This window comes from Halomonas sp. OfavH-34-E (assembly GCF_024124525.1).
Classification (GTDB): domain Bacteria; phylum Pseudomonadota; class Gammaproteobacteria; order Pseudomonadales; family Halomonadaceae; genus Halomonas; species Halomonas litopenaei.
Genome location: NZ_JAMXRY010000008.1, coordinates 51187 through 72105, shown reverse-complemented (window position 1 = coordinate 72105; position 20919 = coordinate 51187). Strand labels below are relative to the sequence as shown.

16 protein-coding genes are annotated in these 20919 nt (G+C 64.5%); 7 read left to right on the top strand and 9 right to left on the bottom strand.

All coding sequences use genetic code 11. The annotated features are described in order from the left end of the window. The first annotated feature begins 26 nt into the window (after nt 1-26). From phnD to NH448_RS05615, 5 genes are all read left to right on the top strand, one after another. The gene (phnD, locus tag NH448_RS05635; protein WP_083970649.1) at nt 27-1013 is read left to right on the top strand and encodes a phosphate/phosphite/phosphonate ABC transporter substrate-binding protein; all 987 of its coding nucleotides are present in this window, start codon (nt 27-29) and stop codon (nt 1011-1013) included. A gap of 70 nt (nt 1014-1083) precedes the next feature. Further along, a complete protein-coding gene (gene phnC / locus NH448_RS05630; RefSeq protein ID WP_045994840.1) occupies nt 1084-1869 on the top strand; it encodes a phosphonate ABC transporter ATP-binding protein in 786 nt (261 codons plus the stop codon). Further along, the gene (gene phnE / locus NH448_RS05625) at nt 1869-2666 is read left to right on the top strand and encodes a phosphonate ABC transporter, permease protein PhnE (protein WP_045994839.1); all 798 of its coding nucleotides are present in this window, start codon (nt 1869-1871) and stop codon (nt 2664-2666) included. The genes phnC and phnE (NH448_RS05625) overlap by 1 nt, the downstream gene beginning before the upstream one ends. Further along, nucleotides 2660-3463: a phosphonate ABC transporter, permease protein PhnE gene (phnE, locus tag NH448_RS05620; RefSeq protein WP_045994838.1), complete on the top strand. Its 804-nt coding sequence runs from the start codon at nt 2660-2662 to the stop codon at nt 3461-3463. Before phnE (NH448_RS05625) ends, phnE (NH448_RS05620) begins: the two co-directional genes overlap by 7 nt. A gap of 413 nt (nt 3464-3876) precedes the next feature. Continuing rightward, on the top strand, nt 3877-6762 hold the full coding sequence (locus tag NH448_RS05615) for an EAL domain-containing protein (protein ID WP_162197835.1): 2886 nt from the start codon (nt 3877-3879) through the stop codon (nt 6760-6762). A gap of 132 nt (nt 6763-6894) precedes the next feature. Here the strand turns inward: NH448_RS05615 and NH448_RS05610 are convergent, their stop codons facing one another. The 9 genes from NH448_RS05610 to NH448_RS05570 form a co-directional block, all read right to left on the bottom strand. Further along, complete coding sequence (locus tag NH448_RS05610; RefSeq protein ID WP_045993544.1) at nt 6895-7488, bottom strand: hypothetical protein; 594 nt, start codon at nt 7486-7488, stop codon at nt 6895-6897. Between the two features lie 93 nt (nt 7489-7581). Next, nucleotides 7582-8049 (bottom strand): Rrf2 family transcriptional regulator, encoded by a 468-nt coding sequence (locus tag NH448_RS05605; protein ID WP_045993543.1) that lies wholly within the window; start codon nt 8047-8049, stop codon nt 7582-7584. A gap of 303 nt (nt 8050-8352) precedes the next feature. Then, the gene (locus tag NH448_RS05600) at nt 8353-8856 is read right to left on the bottom strand and encodes a nitrous oxide reductase accessory protein NosL (RefSeq protein ID WP_253028492.1); all 504 of its coding nucleotides are present in this window, start codon (nt 8854-8856) and stop codon (nt 8353-8355) included. Nucleotides 8857-8985: 129 nt separating this feature from the next. Beyond that, on the bottom strand, nt 8986-9807 hold the full coding sequence (locus NH448_RS05595; RefSeq protein WP_045993541.1) for an ABC transporter permease subunit: 822 nt from the start codon (nt 9805-9807) through the stop codon (nt 8986-8988). Further along, nucleotides 9807-10868, bottom strand: a complete 1062-nt coding sequence (locus tag NH448_RS05590; protein ID WP_071211130.1) for an ABC transporter ATP-binding protein — start codon at nt 10866-10868, stop codon at nt 9807-9809. The genes NH448_RS05595 and NH448_RS05590 overlap by 1 nt, the downstream gene beginning before the upstream one ends. Further along, on the bottom strand, nt 10865-12238 hold the full coding sequence (locus NH448_RS05585; RefSeq protein WP_239452572.1) for a nitrous oxide reductase family maturation protein NosD: 1374 nt from the start codon (nt 12236-12238) through the stop codon (nt 10865-10867). The genes NH448_RS05590 and NH448_RS05585 overlap by 4 nt, the downstream gene beginning before the upstream one ends. Nucleotides 12239-12293: 55 nt before the next feature. Continuing rightward, on the bottom strand, nt 12294-14180 hold the full coding sequence (gene nosZ, locus NH448_RS05580; RefSeq protein WP_239452571.1) for a TAT-dependent nitrous-oxide reductase: 1887 nt from the start codon (nt 14178-14180) through the stop codon (nt 12294-12296). Nucleotide 14181: 1 nt separating this feature from the next. Next, complete coding sequence (locus tag NH448_RS05575; protein ID WP_052704409.1) at nt 14182-16377, bottom strand: NosR/NirI family protein; 2196 nt, start codon at nt 16375-16377, stop codon at nt 14182-14184. A gap of 55 nt (nt 16378-16432) precedes the next feature. Beyond that, complete coding sequence (locus NH448_RS05570; protein WP_045993538.1) at nt 16433-16750, bottom strand: cytochrome c; 318 nt, start codon at nt 16748-16750, stop codon at nt 16433-16435. A gap of 398 nt (nt 16751-17148) precedes the next feature. Here NH448_RS05570 and hemN point away from each other — a divergent pair, with 398 nt between their 5' ends. Both hemN and NH448_RS05560 read left to right on the top strand, forming a co-directional pair. Continuing rightward, entirely contained in the window at nt 17149-18534 is a 1386-nt protein-coding gene (gene hemN / locus NH448_RS05565; RefSeq protein ID WP_045993537.1) for an oxygen-independent coproporphyrinogen III oxidase, read from the top strand. Nucleotides 18535-18768: 234 nt separating this feature from the next. After that, the gene (locus NH448_RS05560; RefSeq protein ID WP_045993536.1) at nt 18769-20880 is read left to right on the top strand and encodes an adenosylcobalamin-dependent ribonucleoside-diphosphate reductase; all 2112 of its coding nucleotides are present in this window, start codon (nt 18769-18771) and stop codon (nt 20878-20880) included. Nucleotides 20881-20919 lie beyond the last annotated feature (39 nt).

Here is a 20919-nt window from a genome sequence, read left to right as displayed (position 1 = left end):
AAGACTCAGCATAGGTGAGCCACGCCATGACACAACGCTCAAGCCGGGGACGCCAGGTCCTCAACGCAGGTCTCCTGCTCACTTTCGGCGCTGTTGCATCCGTCGCTGTCGCCGAGGATTGCCCCCGAGGTGATCTGGATGCGCTGTACTGCGACCGCAATGGCGATCTGGTGGCCGACCCGCCCGCCAATCAGGACGAACTGGTCGACCCCGACACCCTCATCTTCGCCTACACCCCGGTGGAAGACCCCGCCATCTATGCCGATATCTGGGAGCCCTTCATCGATCACCTCCGGGAGGTGACGGGCAAGGACGTTCGTTTCTTCGCGGTCCAGTCGAACTCGGCCCAGGTCGAGGCCATGCGCAGCGGGCGTTTGCATATTGCAGGTTTTTCCACCGGCCCCACGCCCTTCGCCGTCAACCTGGCCGGCGCCGTTCCCTTTGCCTTGATGGGCTCCGACGACGGACGCTTCGGCTATACCCTGCAGGTCTACACCCAGGCCGATTCGGATATCCAGTCGCTGTCCGACCTGGCCGGCAAGCGGGTCGCCCACACCTCACCCACCTCGAACTCGGGCAATCAGGCGCCGCGTGCGCTGTTCCCCGAGGAAGGCGTGGTGCCGGACGAGGACTACGAGGTGGTGTATTCCGGCAGTCACGACCAGTCGATGCTGGGCGTGGTAGCGGGTGACTACGACGCTGCACCGGTGGCGTCCGAGGTGGTGGAGCGCATGGCCGCACGGGGGCTGTATGACGAAGACAGCGTGCGCATGATCTTCGAGTCCCAGCCCTTCCCCACCACCTCCTATACCTACGCCCATGACCTGGCGCCGGATCTGGTCGAGCGCATCGAGGAAGCCTTCTTCAGCTTCGATTTCGCCGGTACCGCGCTGGGTGAGGAATTCGAAGGCGTCGAGAAGTTCATCCCGATCACCTACCAGGACCAGTGGGAGGTCATTCGCACCATCCAGGCCTCGAACGGCGTCAGCTACACCGCCGACAATCTGGAGTGACGACAGGGTATCCCAGGGACAGGAGGGCCGGCGCATGGCGCTCGGCCTTCCCGGGGAACGAGGACGTGCAATGCTCGAGATTAGCCAGCTGGTCAAGCGCTATGGCCACGATGACCCCGTGCTCAAGGGGCTGGATCTGCGCGTGGAAGGCAACTCCGTGGTGTCCATCGTGGGGGCGTCCGGGGCGGGCAAGAGCACCTTGCTCCGCTGCATCAATCGGCTGATCGAACCCACCTCGGGGTCGATCAGGCTCAACGGCCAGGAGCTGTCCAGCCTCAAGGGCGCACCACTGCGCCAGGCCAGGCGGCGCATCGGCATGGTCTTCCAGGGCTTCAACCTGATCGACCGCTTGACGGTGATGGAGAATGTGCTGGCCGGTCGGCTTGGCTACGTCGGCTTCTTTCAGGCATGGCGGCGGCGCTTCCCGCCGGAGGATATCGAACGCGCCTTCCACCTGATGGAGCGAGTGGGCATCGCCCAGTACGCCAACAAGCGCGCGGACGAACTGTCCGGCGGCGAACGCCAGCGCGTCGGGGTCGTCCGAGCCTTGATGCAGGAGCCGGACATTCTGCTGGCCGACGAGCCGACCGCCTCGCTGGACCCCGTCACCAGCGAGCAGATCATGAAGCTGATGAGAGCCCTGGCCAGCGAGCTGTCATTGCCGGTGCTGATCAACATTCACAATGTGGCCCAGGCCAGGGCCTACACCGAGCGTATCGTCGGCTTGCGCCACGGTCGCATGATCTTCGATGGCACGCCGGAGCGCTTTGATGCCGCAGCGCTGGAGGAGATCTACGGTGGCATCGAGGCCCCGGACGAGACCTCCGCATCGACCGTCGCGGAAGGGGAACGCTGATGGTCAACGACAAGGCTCGGACCTGGCGCAAGCCGCCCTTTATCGCCAGTCCTGTGGTGCGCCTGCTGCTGGCGCTGGGCGTGTTGGGTTACCTGGGCTGGGCGCTGGCCACCCTGCCGTTCGACTGGGAGCGGATCAGCGATGGGCTGCCGCGGGCCGCGCGCATCTTCGGCGGCGGCTTTCCGCCCAGTTTCGAGCGCTTCGAACTGCTGCTGACCGGCTTCAAGGAAAGCTTCCAGATTGCCCTGCTGGCGACTCTGCTGGGGGTGGCACTGTCGATCCCCTTTGCGGTGATGGCGGCGCGCAATATCGCCCCGCGTCCGGTCTATCTGGTGGGGCGAGCGGTGATCATCGTGTCGCGCAGTTTTCACCCGGTCATCGTGGCGATTCTGTTCGTCAAGGCGGTGGGGTTCGGACCCCTGGCCGGGATCCTGACCCTGACGCTTTATTCCATCGGCTTTGTCGGAAAACTGCTGGCCGAAGAGATCGAGGAGATCGACTGGGGGCAGGTGGAGGCCATGCGGTCGGTCGGTGCAGGGTTCATGTCCACGTTGCTGTACGCCGTCTTCCCCCAGATCCTGCCACGCCAGCTGGGGCTTTCCATGTATCAGCTGGACAGCAATCTGCGCGCCTCGGCGGTGGTCGGTATCGTCGGCGCCGGTGGTATCGGTGGCACCCTGATGAACGCCTTCGGGCGCTACGACTATGACTTTGCCTTCGCCATCCTGCTGGTGATCATCGCGGTGATTCTGGTCAGTGAGGGCATCAGTGGCTGGGTCAGGAGACGACTATGGTAGCGACGCCGACAGAACAACGGGTATGGCAGCGCTACAGCCGACGGGAGCGCTGGACGCGCTTCGTGCTGCTGTTGCTGGTCGTGGCGGTGTTGAGCTGGGCGGCCAGGGATGTCGATATCTTCTGGCCCTGGGTGTGGGATGCGCCTGCCCAGATCTACAGCCTGGCCGACCGCATGTGGCCACCCGACCCGCGGCGCCTCGGCGAGATTGTCGAGGCATTGGTCGAGACCGTCCATATCGCCACCCTGGCCACGTTCTCGACGATCTTTGTGGCCCTGCCCGTCGCCTACCTGGCGGCCCAGAACACCACGCCCAATCGTGCCTGCCTGTGGTTTGCCCGTTTCGTGCTGGTGGCCAGTCGTTCGGTCAATACCATCATCTGGGCGCTGCTGTTCGTGGCGATCTTCGGCCCCGGCGTGCTGGCGGGCATCCTCGCGATCATGTGTCGCTCCATCGGTTTCGTCGGCAAGCTGATGGGCGAGGCCATCGAGGAAATCGACCGACGGCCGGTCGAAGCGATGGAAGCGGTGGGCGCCAGTCGGCCCAAGGTCATCCTCTACGCGGTGGTGCCTCAGGTCGTTCCGGCCTTCTTTGCCGTGATCATCCTGCGCTGGGACATCAATATTCGCGAGTCCACCGTGCTGGGGCTGGTCGGGGCCGGCGGTATCGGCGTTATCCTCCAGGGGGCCATCGACACCTTTGCCTGGCCGACGGTGGCCACCATTCTCTGTGGCATCGTCATTCTGGTGTTGCTGGGAGAGGTGTTGACCGGATGGTTGAGAAGCCGGGTGCTTTAGGGCTTGTCTGAAAAGTGCCTGCGCTCGGTAATACGGCGTTAAAAATCGGCTGGTGCGCCAGCCCGGTCAAAATGCTCATTTACACCCCGTAAACTGCGCTTTCTCACCGATTTTTGCCTTGTCTAACCTTCGCTCGTCGACTTTTCGGACAGCGCCTAGGCTCGTACGACGGAAGGATGTACGAATCTGTGCGATTACCGGCATGAACCGTTGATGCTTGCGACTTAGTACTAACGTTCTGTTTTCTGGGACAGTTGTCTTGGAGATGTCGCCGTTTTCTGGTGCCGGATGATGTCTGGTCCTGGGGGAAACGGCACAGAATGCCAGGGCGAGGCGGCGGGGTGCCCCGAAGTTAAGCTATCCTCGATACCATTGATTACCTTATTCAGTGGATCGTCGCCCGGCCTATGAAGATGGATGCCCGCAGAGCCTTTCAAAGCCTAGCCGACAGCCTGTCTCGGGATATCGGTGATGACTTCTTCATGCATCTGGTCGATCGGCTGGCGGTAATCCTCAACGCTGACGCCATGATGATAGCGACCCCTGTCGCGGACGGCTCACGCCTGCGGTCCATGGTGCTGATGGCAGACGGCAAGCATCAGCCAGACGTCGAGTACGAGACTGCCGGCACCCCCTGTCGCGATGCCCTGGACGGCGGAGCCTGCATCTATCCGGAGAACGTCTGCAGTGCCTTTCCGGACGACGTCCTGCTGCGAGATTTTGGTGCAGAAGCCTATGCCGGAGTGGCGATGCGAGGGCCCGAAGGTGAGTTGCATGGTGTTCTGGTTGCCTTGCACCGCCATCGACTGCACCAGCGTCGCCTGGTCGAGGAGGTGCTGAGAATTGCCGCGGCGCGCTGCGGGGCCGAACTGTCCAATCGGCGCACCGAGCAGGCGCTGGAAAAGACCGCCACCCAACTGGACACGACCAACCGACAGCTCAAGCGCGCCCACCGCGCCTTGACCCTGCTGCGACTGGTCAACCGTGCGGTGATTCGGCTCTCCGACGAGATGGCAATCTTCCAGGAGGCCTGTCGGCTGGCGGTGGAGCAGGGCGGCTACCGCTACGCCTGGGCGGGGCTGGCCCAGGACGACCCCGAGCGCAGCATCCTGCCGCTGGTCAGCGCCGGTGGCGCCGATGATTTGTTGCGTCACGCGCGTTTCAGCTGGGATGTGACCACGCCTGAGGGCCTGGGTCCCAGCGGGCAAGCGGTGCATGAAGGCAAGGAGCAACGGGTAGCCGACTATACGACAGGTACGGTAGCGCCTCCGTCCTGGGCCGAGCGATTCGGGGTCGTGGCGGAGGTAGCCTTACCGCTGAGTCTGGGAAGCGAGCGACGGGGCGTGCTGGTGCTGTTGATGGATCAGCCCTACCACGCTGGCGCCGACGAACTGGCGCTGCTGAGGGAGCTTGCGGACAACCTGTCGTTTGGCTTGCAGGCCATGCGTGCCCACCAGCATCAGCAGAACACCCAGCAGGCGGTGCTGGACATGGCCGAACTGGTGACGGCACGCAGCGACGACGCCTTCTTTACCCTGCTGGTGCGACGTCTGACCGACGCCCTCGGCGCGGACGCCGTGTTCGTGTCACGCGTCGAGGAAAGCGTCCCGTTGCAGGCGACGCTGATCGCCGGCCTGGTATCGGGCCAGCCGGTGGAGCCCTTTCACTACAGTTTCGAAGGGCTGCCCTGCGAGAGGTCCTTTCGCGACAGCGAGCATGTGATTGCTCGAGGCATGAGCCAACGCTATCCCCGCGCCGAGGAGATGGTCGGCTTCGCTGTGGAAGCCTACGTCGGCCGACGCCTGGAAGACGCCAACGGCGACGCCGTCGGTATCCTGTTTGCGCTGTATCGCCAGCCGCTGCATGATCCTGAACCCATCTGTCATCTGTTGCGGATCTTTGCCGCAGGCGCCTCGGCGGAGCTCGAACGGCGCCGCAGCGACGCCCATATACGGCATCTGGCCTTCTTCGATCCCGGGACCGGTCTACCCAACCGGGTCCACTTCATGGAGCGTCTGCAGGCGGCCATTGTCCGGGCTCGCACCGAGCAATATCGGGTGGCACTGATGTTCCTCGACCTCAACCGCTTCAAGGAGATCAACGACGGTCAGGGCCACGACGTCGGTGATCAAGTGCTCAGGGAGGTGGCCGCTCGCTTCAGCGGTTGCCTTGGCAGGCTGGAAAGCCTGGCGCGGATGGGGGGCGATGAGTTCGTCGTCATGGTGGAGCAGACCGACGAGATCGGAGCCGCCCAGGTCGTGGGGCGTCTGCTCAGCGCCTTGAATGACCCGGTGGTGCATGAGGGGCATCGATTCAACGTCGACGTCAGCATCGGCGTCGCCTTCTTCCCCGACGACGGAGATAGCTCCAGGGAGCTGCTCAAGCACACCGACATCGCCATGTACCATGCCAAGGAAAGCCGCAGCGGCTACCGCTTCTACGCACCAGAGATGGGTCGTGATCTGCGGCGCCGACTGGTGCTTGCTTCTCGACTGGGTGAGGCGCTGGACACGAAACGTCTCGAGCTCCGCTTTCAACCTTGTGTCGACCTCAAGAGCGGGGACCTGATCGGCGCCGAGGTACTGTGTCGCTGGCACGACGCCGAACTGGGATGGATAAGCCCGATGGAATTTGTCGCCGTGGCCGAGGAACAAGGGATGATCGAGGCCCTCGGCAGCTGGGTCATGGAGCAGACCTGCCGACAGCTGAAGCAGTGGCAGCAGGCATCGCTGGACCGGCTTCCCGAGCGACTCTACGTCAATCTGGCGGCGGCCCAGTTCGAGGATCCCGAGCTGGCAATCAAGCTTTGCGAGATCGCCGCCCGGGCTGGCGTTTCCCCCTCGCTGCTGGGGCTGGAAATCACCGAAAGCGGCTTCATGAAAGACCCAGAACAGGCGATACGCATCACCGACACCCTGCGCCAGCAGGGATTCGCCCTGGCCATCGACGATTTCGGGACCGGCTATTCCTCGCTGGCCTACCTCAAGCGCTTTTCCGTACAGGCGGTCAAGATCGATATGTCCTTCGTCAGCGACATGCTCACCGACAGCAACGATCACGCCATCGTCGCCACCATCATCGCCATGGCCGATCGTCTGGGACTGACGGTAGTGGCGGAGGGCATCGAGACGCCGGCGCAGTTCGAGGCACTGCGTGCCCTAGGTTGCGATCTTGGCCAGGGGTATCTGCTGTCACGGCCCTTGAGCGGTGATGACTTCGCGCGGCGCTGGTTGAGTCGCGATGGGCAGCGGCAAGATGGTCTGGGAGATACCTTGCAGGCGATGGAGCGGCCCGCCTGAGCGGCTTCAGGGGACCCGGTTCAGGCATTCGGGGAAGGTCCCCGAAGAAGGTCCCCGAAGCAGGCGCGCCGCTAGCCCTCTCAGGCATCATGACGCCCGCACCTTTATATTGCCTCTGGACTTGCTGCCGGATCAGGAAGCCCTGCACAGGGTCTGCATCCGTTGCCATGCCGTAAAGGCGCCATTCAGTGAAAAGCTCATGAACCAGTAGTCGCTGGTATCGGGCGTCATGCGCAGGCGCAGATGCAGCTGCTCACCGGTGGCGAGACGCGAGGCCAGCAGGTCCATGTCGATGCCATTCACGCGCACGTAGAGGCCGTCGTCACCGCGTTGGGTGGACAGCACCGCCGTGCCGGTCTGGGCACGTTGCTCGTCTACCAGCAGGTCGATGGGAACGCGATTGACCACTTCGCTCACGGCCTGGCGCTGGCCAAGGTCGCTTCTGACCTCGATCCAGGGCGTGCGGCAATGCCCTGGCGTGGCGTTGACGCTGAGCATGGCGTCGCTGTAGCTGGTCCTTTGGACCGCTCGCACATGGGACTCGTCGCCGAGGGTCGCGATCAAGGTCTGCCAGTCCTGGTGGGTCTGGTGGGCCGAGGTGTCGAAATCCACCGCCATGGCTTGGCTGCTGACGCCTGTCAGCCCGAGTACGGAGACCAGTGCGGCGGCGACACTCAGGCGAAGAAGGCGGGCGCGGCGAGGTGAAAACAATGGCGGAATCGGCATGCTGGCTCCTGACGACCGAGAGAACTCAGAGGTCAGGAGGCTAGCATTCTCGGAGTACGCTGTCGTGGCGTTACCCTGTCTTGCCTCGGCGCGTCAGGCGGGCTCGGCTTCAGGCTCCGGCTCGAGCTCGATCAGCTTGAGGGTGTGCAGGCGCTGGCGGCACTGAGGGGTCATCAGGTCATCCAGGGTGTAGCGATCCAGGACCTCCAGAAATGCGGTCAACCCTTCGTTGGCGATCTGCTTGAAGCGGCAGATGGGCGCGATGTAGCAGGCGCTGTCGTCCCCTTCGCACTCCACCAGGGCGAGGCTATGTTCGGTATCCCTGACCAGGGCGCCGAGGTGGATACTGCCCGGCGCCTGCTTGAGCGACAGTCCCCCGTGCTTGCCACGGACGGCGGAGACATAGCCAAGGCGACTGAGCTCCTGAACCACCTTCATCAGATGGTTGCGTGAGACCTCGAAGCGTGAGGCGATCTCGGCGATCGTGGTGCGTTCGCTGCCGGATTCGGCAAGGTACATCAGAACGCGCAATGAGTAGTCGGTAAATCTTGTCAGATGCATTGGTCGTGCCCCGGCGCCCCTTGGGCGACTTGGTAAAGAGAAGGGAGGCTTTCGCTCATGCTTTCGACTCTAGCAAGGGACGAGAAATCTCACGCAGGCTTGGCGCATTAAAGCGTAGCGATGTGCGATTATTCCTACGCCAGATGACCTATATCAATGAGATAACATGCGCGGTTTAGCTCCTTGTCATGGATGTTCCATCCATCTTATTGTCTCTTGAATGTAGCATGGTAAATCCATAAATTTAGCAATTTTTTTGGTCGGCTTTTGTCGCTGCATATTTGCGGGATTTTCTATACCTATTCAAGGGTGGTTTGCTCGGCTCATATGGGTTAACTGGTCGATTTCAAGCTCATCAAAGCGCTCGATGATGCCGCCGTGGTCGCTCTGAAAAGCCTCCGCATCGTTTCTTGTGGAAAAGGTCGCCAGCGGATGTCCCATGCCGCCGGGCCGCGAATGGCCAGACACGTACCAGGCCTCCTGTGCACTGATAAAGGCACCATTTCCGGGGTGATCCCAGTCGGTGCGAGCCATGTCATGAACCCAGGCATGGGCAAGGCGTTCGACGTTTTCGGGTTGAAGAAGAAATACCAGCATTTCCGCCGCCGAGCAGAACTTGGTGACCTCGCTGTCACCATCGAGTGCGAGTTCTCCCTTGGGGCCTGGCATGGCCTCGATCAACATCCCGCATACATGGCAGATGTCGTCATCACCGATGGGGGCGGGGCCGATAGTCGTGTCAGAGGTGCCGTCGTTGCAGCCGATCAACAACAGCATCAGGCCACCGATGGCAAAGCGTTGCAGCATAGAAGGAAGGAACATGGGAGTTCTCCAGGCGAGCGTCCTGGCGGACGGAGTGGGGGGATAGCTGGCAGCAAAAGCCAGCAGCAATAGCCGGCAGGCAGCGTCGGCATTCGGCTGAACTGGGCGTGCGGGTTACAGCGCTCGATGCTCGAATCGCCTGATCGCCAGACCCAGGGGTAGCAGCACCCAGACGACCTGCAGCAGCGCCAGCAGCAAGGGCGACCTGGGGGTGGCGCTGGCCAGGGCGGTGATCGCGGAGGCCTGATGAGGCTCGACCGCCGAGAGCACCAGCAGTCGGAAGCACTCGGCCGGGTTGGCCAGCATCAGCCAGGGCAGCCAGGCCCCTCCCTGGTGCACGCCTACCAGCAGGGCGAGCAGCGCCAGGTCCAGTACCAGCACGAACACGAACCAGGTGATCAGAGCCTGGCTGGCAGCAGCCTGCTTGCTGCCGGCACGGGCGCTGATCCAGTACGCCAGGGCCAGAAACGACCAGCCCAGCAGCACGCTGGAGACGATCAGAGTAGTGAGCCCTGCGGCTACCTCGGCCAGCGCGGTTTCCGGTGTGGCGAAAGCGATGACCACGCCAGCGACTGCAAAGCCGCACAGGGTGGCCAGGCCCAGCACCCAGGCGTGGCCCATGAACTTGCCGAGCAGCCAGGTCCGGCGTGACATGGGGTAGGTGGCGAGCAGCAGCAGGGTGCCGCCCTCGTCCTCGCCGACGATGGCGTCGTAGGCCAGCATCAATGCGATCAGCGGAATCAGCAGCATGGACAGCGTCGACAGGCTGATCAGGGTGGTGGACAGGCCGGTAAAGCCGGTACCACCACTGGCGGCAGCACCGAAGGCGGCGATACCCAGCGCCAGTACCCCCAGCAGCACGGCGATCCCGAGCACCCAGCGGTGGCGCAGGCCGTCACGGAATTCCTTGTGGGCGATGGTCAGTAGAAGGCGCATCAGGGCGTGTCCTCGGCGGATGGTGAGACGGTGGTGTGGTCGGACTCGTCGATCACCTGGTAGCGGTCGCTGGCGTCGCTCTCGCTGCTCCCGTCACTGCCATTGCCTGGATCGCGGCCGCTGGGGTCCTGGACACGTCGGTACAGTGCCTCGAGGCTGGGGGGGCGAATTTCCAGGTCCTTGAGCCCCTGAAAGGCAGTGCACAGCCTCAAGGCGTTCATGCGGTGCTCCGGGGCCACTTCCAATCGCAGTCGACCACCGTCCGCCAACGAAGAGCGGGCGGGGATGCCCTCGCGAATCAGCCTTAGTGCCAGATCCTGGGGAGCACCACGCATCTCGATCACGTAGGGCAGCGCAAAGCGTTCGCGCAGGCTCGCCAGGTCGCCCAGCGCCAGGCACTTGCCCTCGCCGAGGATCAGCGCACGATCGATCACCGGCTCGACCCCCGGCAACAGGTGGGAAGACAGCACCACCGTCACGCCACGCGCCTTCAGCATTCCGATGGTGGCGTAGACCGCCTCGGTGGCGGCGGGGTCGAGCCCGCTGGTGGGCTCGTCGAGCAGCAGCAGCCGAGGCTCGCCAAGCAGCGCCTGGGCCAGCCCCAGGCGCTGGCGCATGCCCTTGGACCAGGTCGCCAGGCGTCGGTCGGCGGCCTCACCCAGCCCCACCTGCACCAGCAGCTCGTCCACCTCTGTCGTGGGCCGACCCTTGAGTCGGGCCAGATAGGTGAGGGTCTCTCGCCCGCTCAGGTTGGGGTAGAAGCGGACATTTTCGGGCAGGTAGCCCAGGTGCTGGCGAAAGGCACGGTCGCCGGCTCGGTCCGGCCGTTGCCCAAGCACGCTGAGACTTCCCTGGGTGGGCGACAGCAGTCCCAGCATCAGTTTCATGCTGGTGGTCTTGCCGGCGCCGTTGTGGCCGAGCAGGCCGAGCACCTCGCCCCTGTTCACCTCGAGGCTGAGATGGGACAGGCGGGTCACGCCGCCGTGTTCCAGGCTGACGTCGTCAAAGACGATGGCGCAGGTCGTGGCGCGGGTCGTGGCGCAGGTCGTGGCGCGGGTCATGGATAGGATGTCCGTGTGGCGGAACGAGGTCTCGAAGGCGTCATCAGGGGGGCGCTGTCGCTGACGCCGGCGGGGCGAAATACCGGGAAGACGCGCTGTACCCAACGCAGCGCCAGCACCGCCGGGCTGGCCATCAGCACCTTGGCCTCCGGGTGTCGCCACAGCAGCTGGTCCATGGCGTCATTGGGCTGGTAGCGGGTGTCGCCGATGCCGTCCTCGTCAAGGTCCCAGCCCAGGTAGTCGCTCCAGTAGTTGCCGCGACCGTGCTCGGACCATTCCTGCTGTCGAGTGGCCACGTACTTCACCTGGCGGCGATTGTGGATGAGGGCGTTGCCGCTGATGCGGTTGTCCTCGGAGCCTGCGGTCAGGTGAAGCCCGATGTCGCTGTCCTCGAGGCGGTTGCCGCGAATCACGTTGAACTGGGCGTTGTAGACGAAGATGGCCTTGCCATCGCCACCGCTGACCAGGCCCCGGTCATGGGCGTCGCGTGCCTGACGCACGCCGATGATGTCGTTGTCGATGATCCGGCTATCGGTGATGTTGTTCATCAGGATGCCGTAGTTGCGATCCTCGATGGAGCGATTGGCCCTCACCGTCAGCCCACGGGACTGCATCAGGGCGTAGCCGGTGCGGGTGTGGCGGGTCAGGTTGTTGGTCACGCTGTTGTCGTGGGCGTACATGTAGTGGACGCCGTAGCGAAGGTCTTCGAGCAGGTTGCTGTCGATCACGCTGTCGCTGCTGGTGTCGATATAGACGCCGTCGCGCACCTGGCGGATATCGTTGCCGGAGACCAGCGCCCGACGCGCGTTGAACAGCTGCACGCCGTTGCCGCGATCCTGGGAGCGTACCCGGGTATCGCCGCGAATCTGATTGTCGAGGACCCGGGCGTCATCGACGCCATCGAGCCAGATGCCGAAGCCAGGGCCGGACAGCCGGCAGCGCTCGATGCTGGCGCCATGGGCGGTCCTTTCCACGTGAACCCCCGCATCCATGGCGGTCAGGTCGCCGCCCCAGTGCTGAAGGGTCAGCCCGGACAGGGAAATGCCAGGTGAGCGCAAGGTCAGCAGGGTCCCGCTGCCGCCGCCATCGATCACCACACCGGCACCGTCGGCGACCAAGCTGAGTGGCTTGTCGATGATCACCGGGCCTGTCGCGTAGTGGCCCGGTGCGAGCCGCAAGGTATCGTTGGGCTCGGCCTGCTCGACCCAGCGCTTGAGCGGTGTGCCCGCGGTCACCTTCAGCTCAGCGGCCAGCACCTCGCTGGAACTCAGTATCGCCAGTAGCGCCAGCCCTGCGGTCAGGGCCAGCGCCATCGGTGTCACTCGGCCAGGTGCCGAACGGCCTGCGAGAAAGGAGGGAACTTGGAACATGGTGATGTCGCCTGGGGCCGTGCCGAGCGCCACCGGCGCTCGGCACGGCCGCTCCTCAGGCCTTCTCCACCAGCATGCGACCGAACATTTCCATGTGCATCGCGTGGCAGAACCAGTTGCAGTAGTACCAGTGCACACCGGCGCGTTCGGCGGTGAAGGTGACGCTGGACGTCTGTTGCGGACCGATCTCCATGGACACGCCATGGTTGACCATGCAGAAGCCGTGGGTCAGGTCTTCGACGGTATCCAGGTTGGTGATCACCACCGTGACCTCGTCACCCTGCTTCACCCTGAATTCGGTGATGCCGTACTGGGGCGCGACAGAGGTCATGTAGACGCGCACCTTGTTGCCGTCGCGGATGACCTTGTTGTCGCTCTCCAGGGTGATGCCGTCGGCCGCGGCCATGGCGCGGGTGGGTGCGAAGAACGGATCCTGGCGATCCCACACCTGGATCGGGTTGAGCTGGTCGGCGCGCATCATGATGGCGTCATGGGGCTCGGCGTAGGTCGGGCCGTCGTGGACCAGCTTCATGGTGTCGCCGGAGATGTCGATCAGCTGATCGTTTTCCGGGTGCAGCGGTCCCACCGGCAGGAAGCGGTCCTTGGAGAACTTGCACAGCACCACCAGCCACTTGCCGTCGGCATCGCGGGTCTCGCACAGGCTGGCGTGGTTGTGGCCCGGCTGATAGTGCACGTCGAGCTTCTGGTGGATGTAGTTGACGTCCTCGCCGTTGTAGGCGCGGATCGCCTCCTCGATGTTCCACTTGGCCACCTGGCTGTCGATGAACAGGGTGGTGTAGGCGAAGCCGCGACCGTCGAAGGTGGTGTGCAGCGGCCCCAGGCCCAGCTCCGGCTCGGCGACCACGCTGTCGCGGGGCTCGATCTCGTCGGCGAACAGCGCCGGCAGCTTGTCGATGGCGATGATCGACACCGTCGGCGACAGCTTGCCGTTGGCGATGAAGTACTTGCCGTCGGGTGAGGTATTCAGGCCATGGGGATTCTTGGGCACCGGAATGTAGCGCGTCAGCGGTGAGCCCTTGCGTCCGTCCAGCACCGGCACCGGGGAGTCGCCCAGGGTCTCGAACTGGCCTTTCTCGACGGCGGCCTCGATGGCTTCGACGTCGTACACCACCACCCAGTCACGCTCGGCACGCATGCTGTCGGCCAGGGTCATGCCCTTCTCGGAGTTGTAGCAGGTCGAGGCAACGAAGCGGCCGGTGTAGTCGGCGTCGGTGTTGTCCAGGTTGCCATCGACGATCACCTGCCAGGCCACTTCCATGGTCTCGGCGTCGATGGCGTTGAACATGGTGTAGTAGTTCTCGGGATGCTCCAGGTCGCGACCGTCGTTGACCTGGGGGATCGGGAACTCGGCGTTGGCGAAGACGTACTTGGTGAAGGGCACCTTCTGCAGACGCAGGCCGTGGATGGCCTGGACGTTGGGAATAGTGGTGACCTTGTCGGTCTTCATGATGTCGAGGCGGATCCGCGCCACCCGGGTATTGGCCTTGTCGTTGATGAACAGGTACTTGCCGTCATAACGACCGTCGGTGAGCGAGGCGTGGGGGTGGTGGGCGTCACCGTTGTGGAAACGCGCGGACTCGCCGAGGATATGCCGGGACTCGTTGGTGATGCCCCAGCCGGTGGCGCTCTCGGTGTTGAACACCGGAATGCGCATCAACTCGCGCATGGAGGGGATGCCCAGCACCCTCACTTCGCCGGAGTGGCCGCCGCTCCAGAAGCCGTAGTATTCGTCGAGTTCACCGGGGGCCACCATGGCATCGCCTTCACTGGCGCGGGCACTGCGGCTGCCGAGCAGGGCGCTGGTGCCAACACCGCCGACCACTCCGCTGGCAAGGCCGGCGCCGGCGACGCCGGTCACCGCACTGTTGCGTAGAAAGTGGCGTCGGGCCAGATTCTGGATACTGCGGGAATCGTCACTCACTTCAGTTCTCCTCAAGGCAGGGTATACGCCGCGGGTCGCCGTCCTGGCTTGATCCGCGGGGTTCTGCGTCACCCACGTCGCCGTGCGTCCTCGCCGCATTCCGTTCCAGGCGCTTTCTGCGCTTGACCCGGGGCGGACAGCGACGGTCGTCGTCGTAGGTGATCTGGCAGTCCAGGCAGTAGTGGCACTCCGAGGCCTCGATGCGACCGTCGGGATGGATGGCCACCAGCTCGCAGTCGTTGGCGCAGATCTGGCAGGGGGTGCCGCACTGGCCATGGTGCCGCCTTAGCCAGTCGTAAAGGCGCAGGCGACCGGCGATGGCCAGGCTCGCACCCAGCGGGCAGACGTAGCGGCAGTAGGCCTTGTGCATGAAGGCCGAGCTTGCGATCAGTGCCACGGCGTAGAGCACATAGCCCCAGTCGCGCAGGAAGTGCAGGGTGATGGCGGTCTTGAACGGCTCGACCTCGGCCAGCCGCTCCGCCTGTCCCAGGTCGTAGAAGGACACCCCGACCAGGCCAAACAGGATCAGGTACTTCACCACCCACAGCCGCCGGTGCACGGCGAAGGGCAGCGTCAGTTGCGGCACCTTCAGGTGACGGGCGAGCTGGTTGACCAGGTCCTGCAGCGCGCCGAAGGGACACAGCCAGCCGCAGAAGATGCTGCGGCCCCACAGCACCAGAGTGACCGCCACGAAGACCCACAGCACGAACATCAGCGGATCGATCAGGAAGGCCGACCAGCTGAAGCCATGGATGACGGAATGGATCAGCGCCAGCACATTGACCACCGAGAGCTGGGCCAGCGAGACCCAGCCGATATAGACCAGGGTGTAGAGCAGGAAGGCCTTGCGCAGCGGGCGCAGCAGGCGCGGACGACGCGCCAGGGCGTCCTGGAACGCCAGGATCAGTGACAGCGTCACCAGTCCAGCACCAAGCCCGATCAGCTCTAGCCGACTCTGCTGCCACATCTCGAGCCACAGCGGGGCGGGCTCCACCGGCTCGGGACGCTCGATAAAGGCCTCGGGCAGCGCCTGGTCGAGATGAAAGCGGGTGAACTCCTGGGTCAGCGGCCCCGAGGCCCGGCGCACCAGCAGGTTTAGCCGCCAGGGCGTGCCCGGGTCGAAGTGGGCGTCCTCGTGGATCACGAAGATGTCGCGTTCGCTGAGTGCGGGGGCTCCGTCGATGGCCAGGCGCGGCAGGCGGCGCTGGTCGCTGTCGTGGAAGCTGATCGAGGCGTTGCCCTGGACCAGCTCGATACGATCGAAGATGCCGCCGCGCACGTAGCCCGACCCCTTGTAGGAAAAGCTGCCGTCGGCGAGCAGGGCAACGGCGTGTTCGCCGGGGGCGAGGCTCGCCATCAACTGGTCGTAGCCGCGCTCGCCGAGCAGATTGCGGCCAACGCTCGGCGCATTGAGGTAGCCCAGGTAAAGATCGATGAAGGTGGCGTCGCGGGGCGAACGCTGGCCGCTCAGGTAGTGCTCCGCAGGGGTGCCGACGAAGGCGTCATCGACCTCTCCCTGGCGCAGGGTCAGGTGGCCCAGTGCCCCCTGGTCGAGCAGGCCCTGCCAGTCGGCGGGCGCGTAGATCTCGTCGCGCACGCGGGCGATTGGCGCTGCCGCGGGGTCCTCGATCAGCCCCAGGGCGGCGGCGACCAGGCGTCCTGCCCGCATGATGGTGTCGTTGACCACGATGACGGTCACGGTGGCGCCGGAGATGGCATCGACGTCCTCTCCCACCTCCAGGCGCGACGTCACCGAGGTACCCAGGTGCTGGCCGGCGAAGTCGTCCAGGCGCTCTGACGGGATACCGACCAGCATGATCGGCTCGGAATGATTGAGTACCTTGGCCAGGCGCAGGCTGGCGGAAGGATCGATGGCGATCAGCAGGTTGACCGGCTTGCCCGAGTAGGCGGGGATCGGCGCGACCTCGGCGCTCTCGAAGGCGTAGCCGACCAGTTCGTCGCCACGGTAGAGCGCATTGACCGGCCACGGCAGGTCGGTCACCGGCTCGACCCTGTCGGTGCCGGGAAAGGCCTGCTGAAACAGCGCGAGGTCACCCTTGGCGCTGCCAAGGTCACCGGGATACTGATCGAATTCCAGCGCCAGGGCGGGCAGGCTCAAGCACATCGCCAACAGCACGACAAGCAGGCGCAGGGGAGAAGACCAGTGGCGGGGAAAATGGCGGGGGGCTTGGGTCATGGCATGACCTCGAGGCGCAAAGCGCCCCGAGGACGCTTCGCGCACCAGGGTGGGATCAGGGCGTCAGCGACGAGAAGTAGGCGGCGATGTCGGCGATATCCTGATCCGACAGGGCCGCCGCCTGGGGCGCCATGATGGCGGACATGCCACCACCGCGCTGACCCTCGCGGTAGGCCTTGAGCGCGCTTTCCAGGTACGGAGCGTTCTGACCCGCCAGGTTGGGATAGATCGGTCCGGTGGCCTTGCCGTCAGTGCCATGGCAGGCGGCGCAGGCGCCGATCTTGGTTTCACCGGCGGCGGCGTCGCCGGCGGCCTGGGCGTTGAGACTGAACAGACAGGCGGCGCCAAGCGCGGCCAGGGGGATCCATTTCATGATGAGCGCTCCTCGGTCTTGGGGCGTGATACCTGACGCAAGCGGCGTGCGGCTTGGGTCAGGCATCACGGTTTGTGCGGGATGTCCCTTGGGACTCTCGAGTATTGGAGCGCTCAGCGACAATACCCTATGACGTTGGTCAACTTTAGGCGGGGAGAGGTACGTCTTCCGTACTATGCTTGATCGGGATCACTGGGATGGCAGGGGCATCATTGCGGTTGGCTCGCGTTTGCACTACCTCGGGCGAGAACACGCCACAGGGGCAAGCGCCGTGATGCCGCTGCCGTGATTTGATGCAGATCATGTCTGGCTTCGTCTTGCCGGGACGGGCGGATTCGACGTGCGACAATGCCGACAGATGCCGCCGTCGGGCGGTCGTGTCACGAGGGGCCTTGTCGATGTCATCCGATGTTTTGCCGTTTCAGCGTGCGCTGGTCGAGAAGTACGACCGTCCAGGGCCGCGCTACACCTCCTATCCCACCGCGCCGCACTTCCACGACGGTTTCGGTGTCGCCGACTATCGCCAGGCGGTCGAGCGCAGCCAGCAGGGGGAGCCGAAGCCGCTGTCGGTCTACGTCCATGTGCCCTTCTGCGAAAGCCTCTGCTACTACTGTGCCTGCTCCAAGATCATTACCCACAATCGCGAGCGTGCCGCTGAGTACCTGGCGCTGCTCAAGCGCGAGATCGCCCTGCAGGCGGCGCTGTTCGACGAGACCCGGGAGCTCAACCAGCTGCACCTGGGTGGGGGCACCCCGACCTTTCTGTCCAATGACCAGCTCAAGGGGCTGATCGACGCCCTGGCGCGCCACTTCCGGTTCGCCCCGGAGCAGCGCCGGGAATTCTCGCTGGAGGTGGATCCGCGTACGGTGACCCCCGCCCAGATCCATGAACTGCGCGAGATGGGCTTCAATCGTCTGAGCTTCGGCGTCCAGGACTTCGATCCGCTGGTGCAGAAGGCGGTCAACCGCGTGCAGAGCGAGGCCCAGGTGGCAGCCCTGGTGGACGCCGCCCGGGACGCCGGCTTCGCCTCGGTGTCGGTGGACCTGATCTATGGGCTGCCGCTGCAGACCCGCGACAGCTTCGACGCCACCCTGGCCAAGGTGGTGGCGCTGAGACCCGACCGCATCGCCGCCTACAGCTACGCCCACCTGCCGTCGCTGTTCAAGGCCCAGCGGCTGATCCGCGACGAGGACATGCCGCCGCCCGGGCGCAAGCTCGAGTTGCTCGAGCTGACCATCGAGCGGCTGACCCAGGCGGGCTACGTCTATATCGGCATGGACCACTTCGCCCTGCCCGAGGACGAACTCAGCAGAGCCCGTCACGACGGTACCCTGCAGCGCAATTTCCAGGGCTACTCGACCCACGCTCAGTGCGACATGATCGGGCTCGGGGTCACCTCCATCGGCAAGGTCGGCGACGCCTACAGCCAGAACGTCAAGACCACCGCCGAGTACGCCGAGCACCTCGAGGCCGGGCGGCTGCCGGTGTTGCGGGGCTATCGGTTGAGCGACGAAGACCAGCTGCGTGCCGAACTGATCACCTCGCTGATGTGTCACGGCGAGGTGCGCTTCGCCGAGTTCGAAGCCCGTCACGCTATCGACTTTCGCACGCATTTCGCCAGCGCCCTCGACCAGCTCGACGAGATGCAGGCCGACGGCTTGATCGAGATCAAGCAGCAAGCGCTCAGGGTACTGCCGGCAGGACGCCTGATGATGCGCAACGTGGCCATGGCCTTCGATGCCTACCTGGTCCCCGGCAGCGGGCGCTTCTCGCGCACCGTCTAGCCGGCTCTATCGCGGCTGCCCCGGGGCGAGACGCCCGGGGTAGGCCGCGCTACCTTTCATGCGCCAAAGCCGAATTAACGATCGGGTCTTCCATGGCCCGATTTTTCGTTTATATTGTGCCGCCGGTCGAAAATTTTACTATATCTGGTAGGGTGCCCGAGCTTATCCGGAGCGCGCATCCGCCCCTTTACGACCCCGTTTATTTGCCGGTAACTTCATCGGAGACAAGCTTTCATGACCACATCCGCCAAGGCCGCCGCCCTGTCGCAGGAGGTTCCCATGCAGGGCCCCTCGTATGACATCTGGGACGCCAAGTATCGCTTGAAGGACCGCCACGGCCAGCCCGTCGACGCCGACCTTCAGGCCACCTGGGACCGCGTGGCCAAGGCGCTGGCCGCCGTCGAGGGCGACGCCGCCGACAAGTGGCTGCCGAAGTTTCGCTGGGCGCTGGAAAACGGCGCCGTGCCGGCAGGCCGGATCACCTCCAACGCCGGAGCCGAGGGCTACAAGCCCGCGGTCAGCCTGATCAACTGCACGGTATCGCGGACCATTCGCGACTCCATGCACGACATCCTCGACAGCGTGGTGGATGCGGGCATGACCCTCAAGGCCGGCTGCGGCATCGGCTACGAGTTCTCCACCCTGCGCCACAAGGGCGCCTTCGTGTTCGGCGCCGGTGCCGGCACCAACGGCCCCCTGGCGTTCATGGATATCTACGACAAGATGTGCTTTACGGTGGCCTCCGCCGGCGGCCGTCGTGGCGCCCAGATGGGCACCTTCGACGTCGGTCATCCCGACGTGCGCGACTTTATCGAGGCCAAGCGCGAGGCCGGTCGCCTGCGCCAGTTCAACCTGAGCCTGCTGATCACCGACGAGTTCATGGAAGCGGTGAAGCAGGACGCCGACTGGCCGCTGGCCTTCCCGCTGCACGAGGGCGAGAAGGGCGACGTCGATGACAGCGAGCTGATCTACCGCGACTGGCCGGTGATCGAGGACGGCTACACCCAGGACGCCGAAGGTCGCGTGGCCTGCCGCGTGGTCGAGGTGATCAAGGCCCGCGAGCTGTGGGACACCATCATGCGTTCCACCTACGACTACGCCGAACCCGGGTTCATCCTGATCGACCAGGTCAATCGCATGAACAACAACTGGTTCTGCGAAGAGATCCGCGCCACCAACCCCTGCGGCGAGCAGCCGCTGCCGCCGGAGGGCGCCTGCCTGCTGGGGTCGGTCAACCTGACCCGCTTCGTGATCGATCCGTTCGGCGACAAGCCGCGCTTCGACTGGGACAAGTACCGTGAGGTGGTGGCGATCTTCACCCGCATGCTCGACAACGTGGTCGAGATCAGCGGCCTGCCGCTGTCCGGCCAGCGCCGCGAGATCGAGGCCAAGCGCCGCCACGGCATGGGCTTCCTCGGCCTCGGCTCGACCATGACCATGCTCAAGATGCCCTATGGCTCGGCCGAGTCGCTGGGCTTCACCGAGGAGGTCAGCCGAGTGCTGGCCGTGGAGGGCTGGAAGCAGGCGCTGGAGCTGTCCCGCGAGAAGGGCATGGCCCCGATCCTCGAGCAGGAGTTCGAGCTGACGCCGAAGATGCTTCGCGAGCGTCCCGAGCTCGGCCGCGACGGCTATGAGGTCGGCGACAAGGTGCCCGGGCGCATCCTGCACGCGCGCTACAGCCGCTATATGCAGAAGATCGCTGAGGTCGAGCCGCAGCTGGTGGCGGAGCTGGCAGAGCACGGCGCGCGCTTCACCCACCACTCGTCGATCGCCCCCACCGGGACGATCAGCCTGTCGCTGGGCAACAACGCCTCCAATGGTATCGAGCCGTCGTTCTCCCATCGCTACTTCCGTAACGTGATCCAGGCCGGCAAGAAGACCAAGGAGCAGGTCGAGGTGGTGTCCTTCGAGCTTGCCGCTTACCGTCACTTCATGCACGCCGACGCGGTGGAAAGCGACCTGCCCGAGTACTTCATCACCGCCGACGCGGTGACCCCCAAGCAGCACGTGGCGGTGCAGGCCGCGGCCCAGGCCTGGGTCGACTCGGCGATCTCCAAGACCGTCAACGTGCCCACCGACTTTGCCTTCGAGGCGTTCAAGGACCTGTACCTGGACGCCTACCAGAGCCGCCTCAAGGGCTGCACTACCTTCCGCTTCAACCCGGAGGCCTTCCAGGGCGTGCTGGTGCGCGAGGATGACCTCAAGAACACCACCTATATCTTCGAGCTGGAGAACGGCGAGACCCTCGAACTCAAGGGCGACGAGACGGTGATCTACGACGGCGAGGAACACAACGCCGCCAACCTCTACGACGGCTTGAAGGAGGGGACCTATGGCAAGTGGTAATCGGACCAGCGGCGAGCCGCAACATCATGCCTGGGTCGT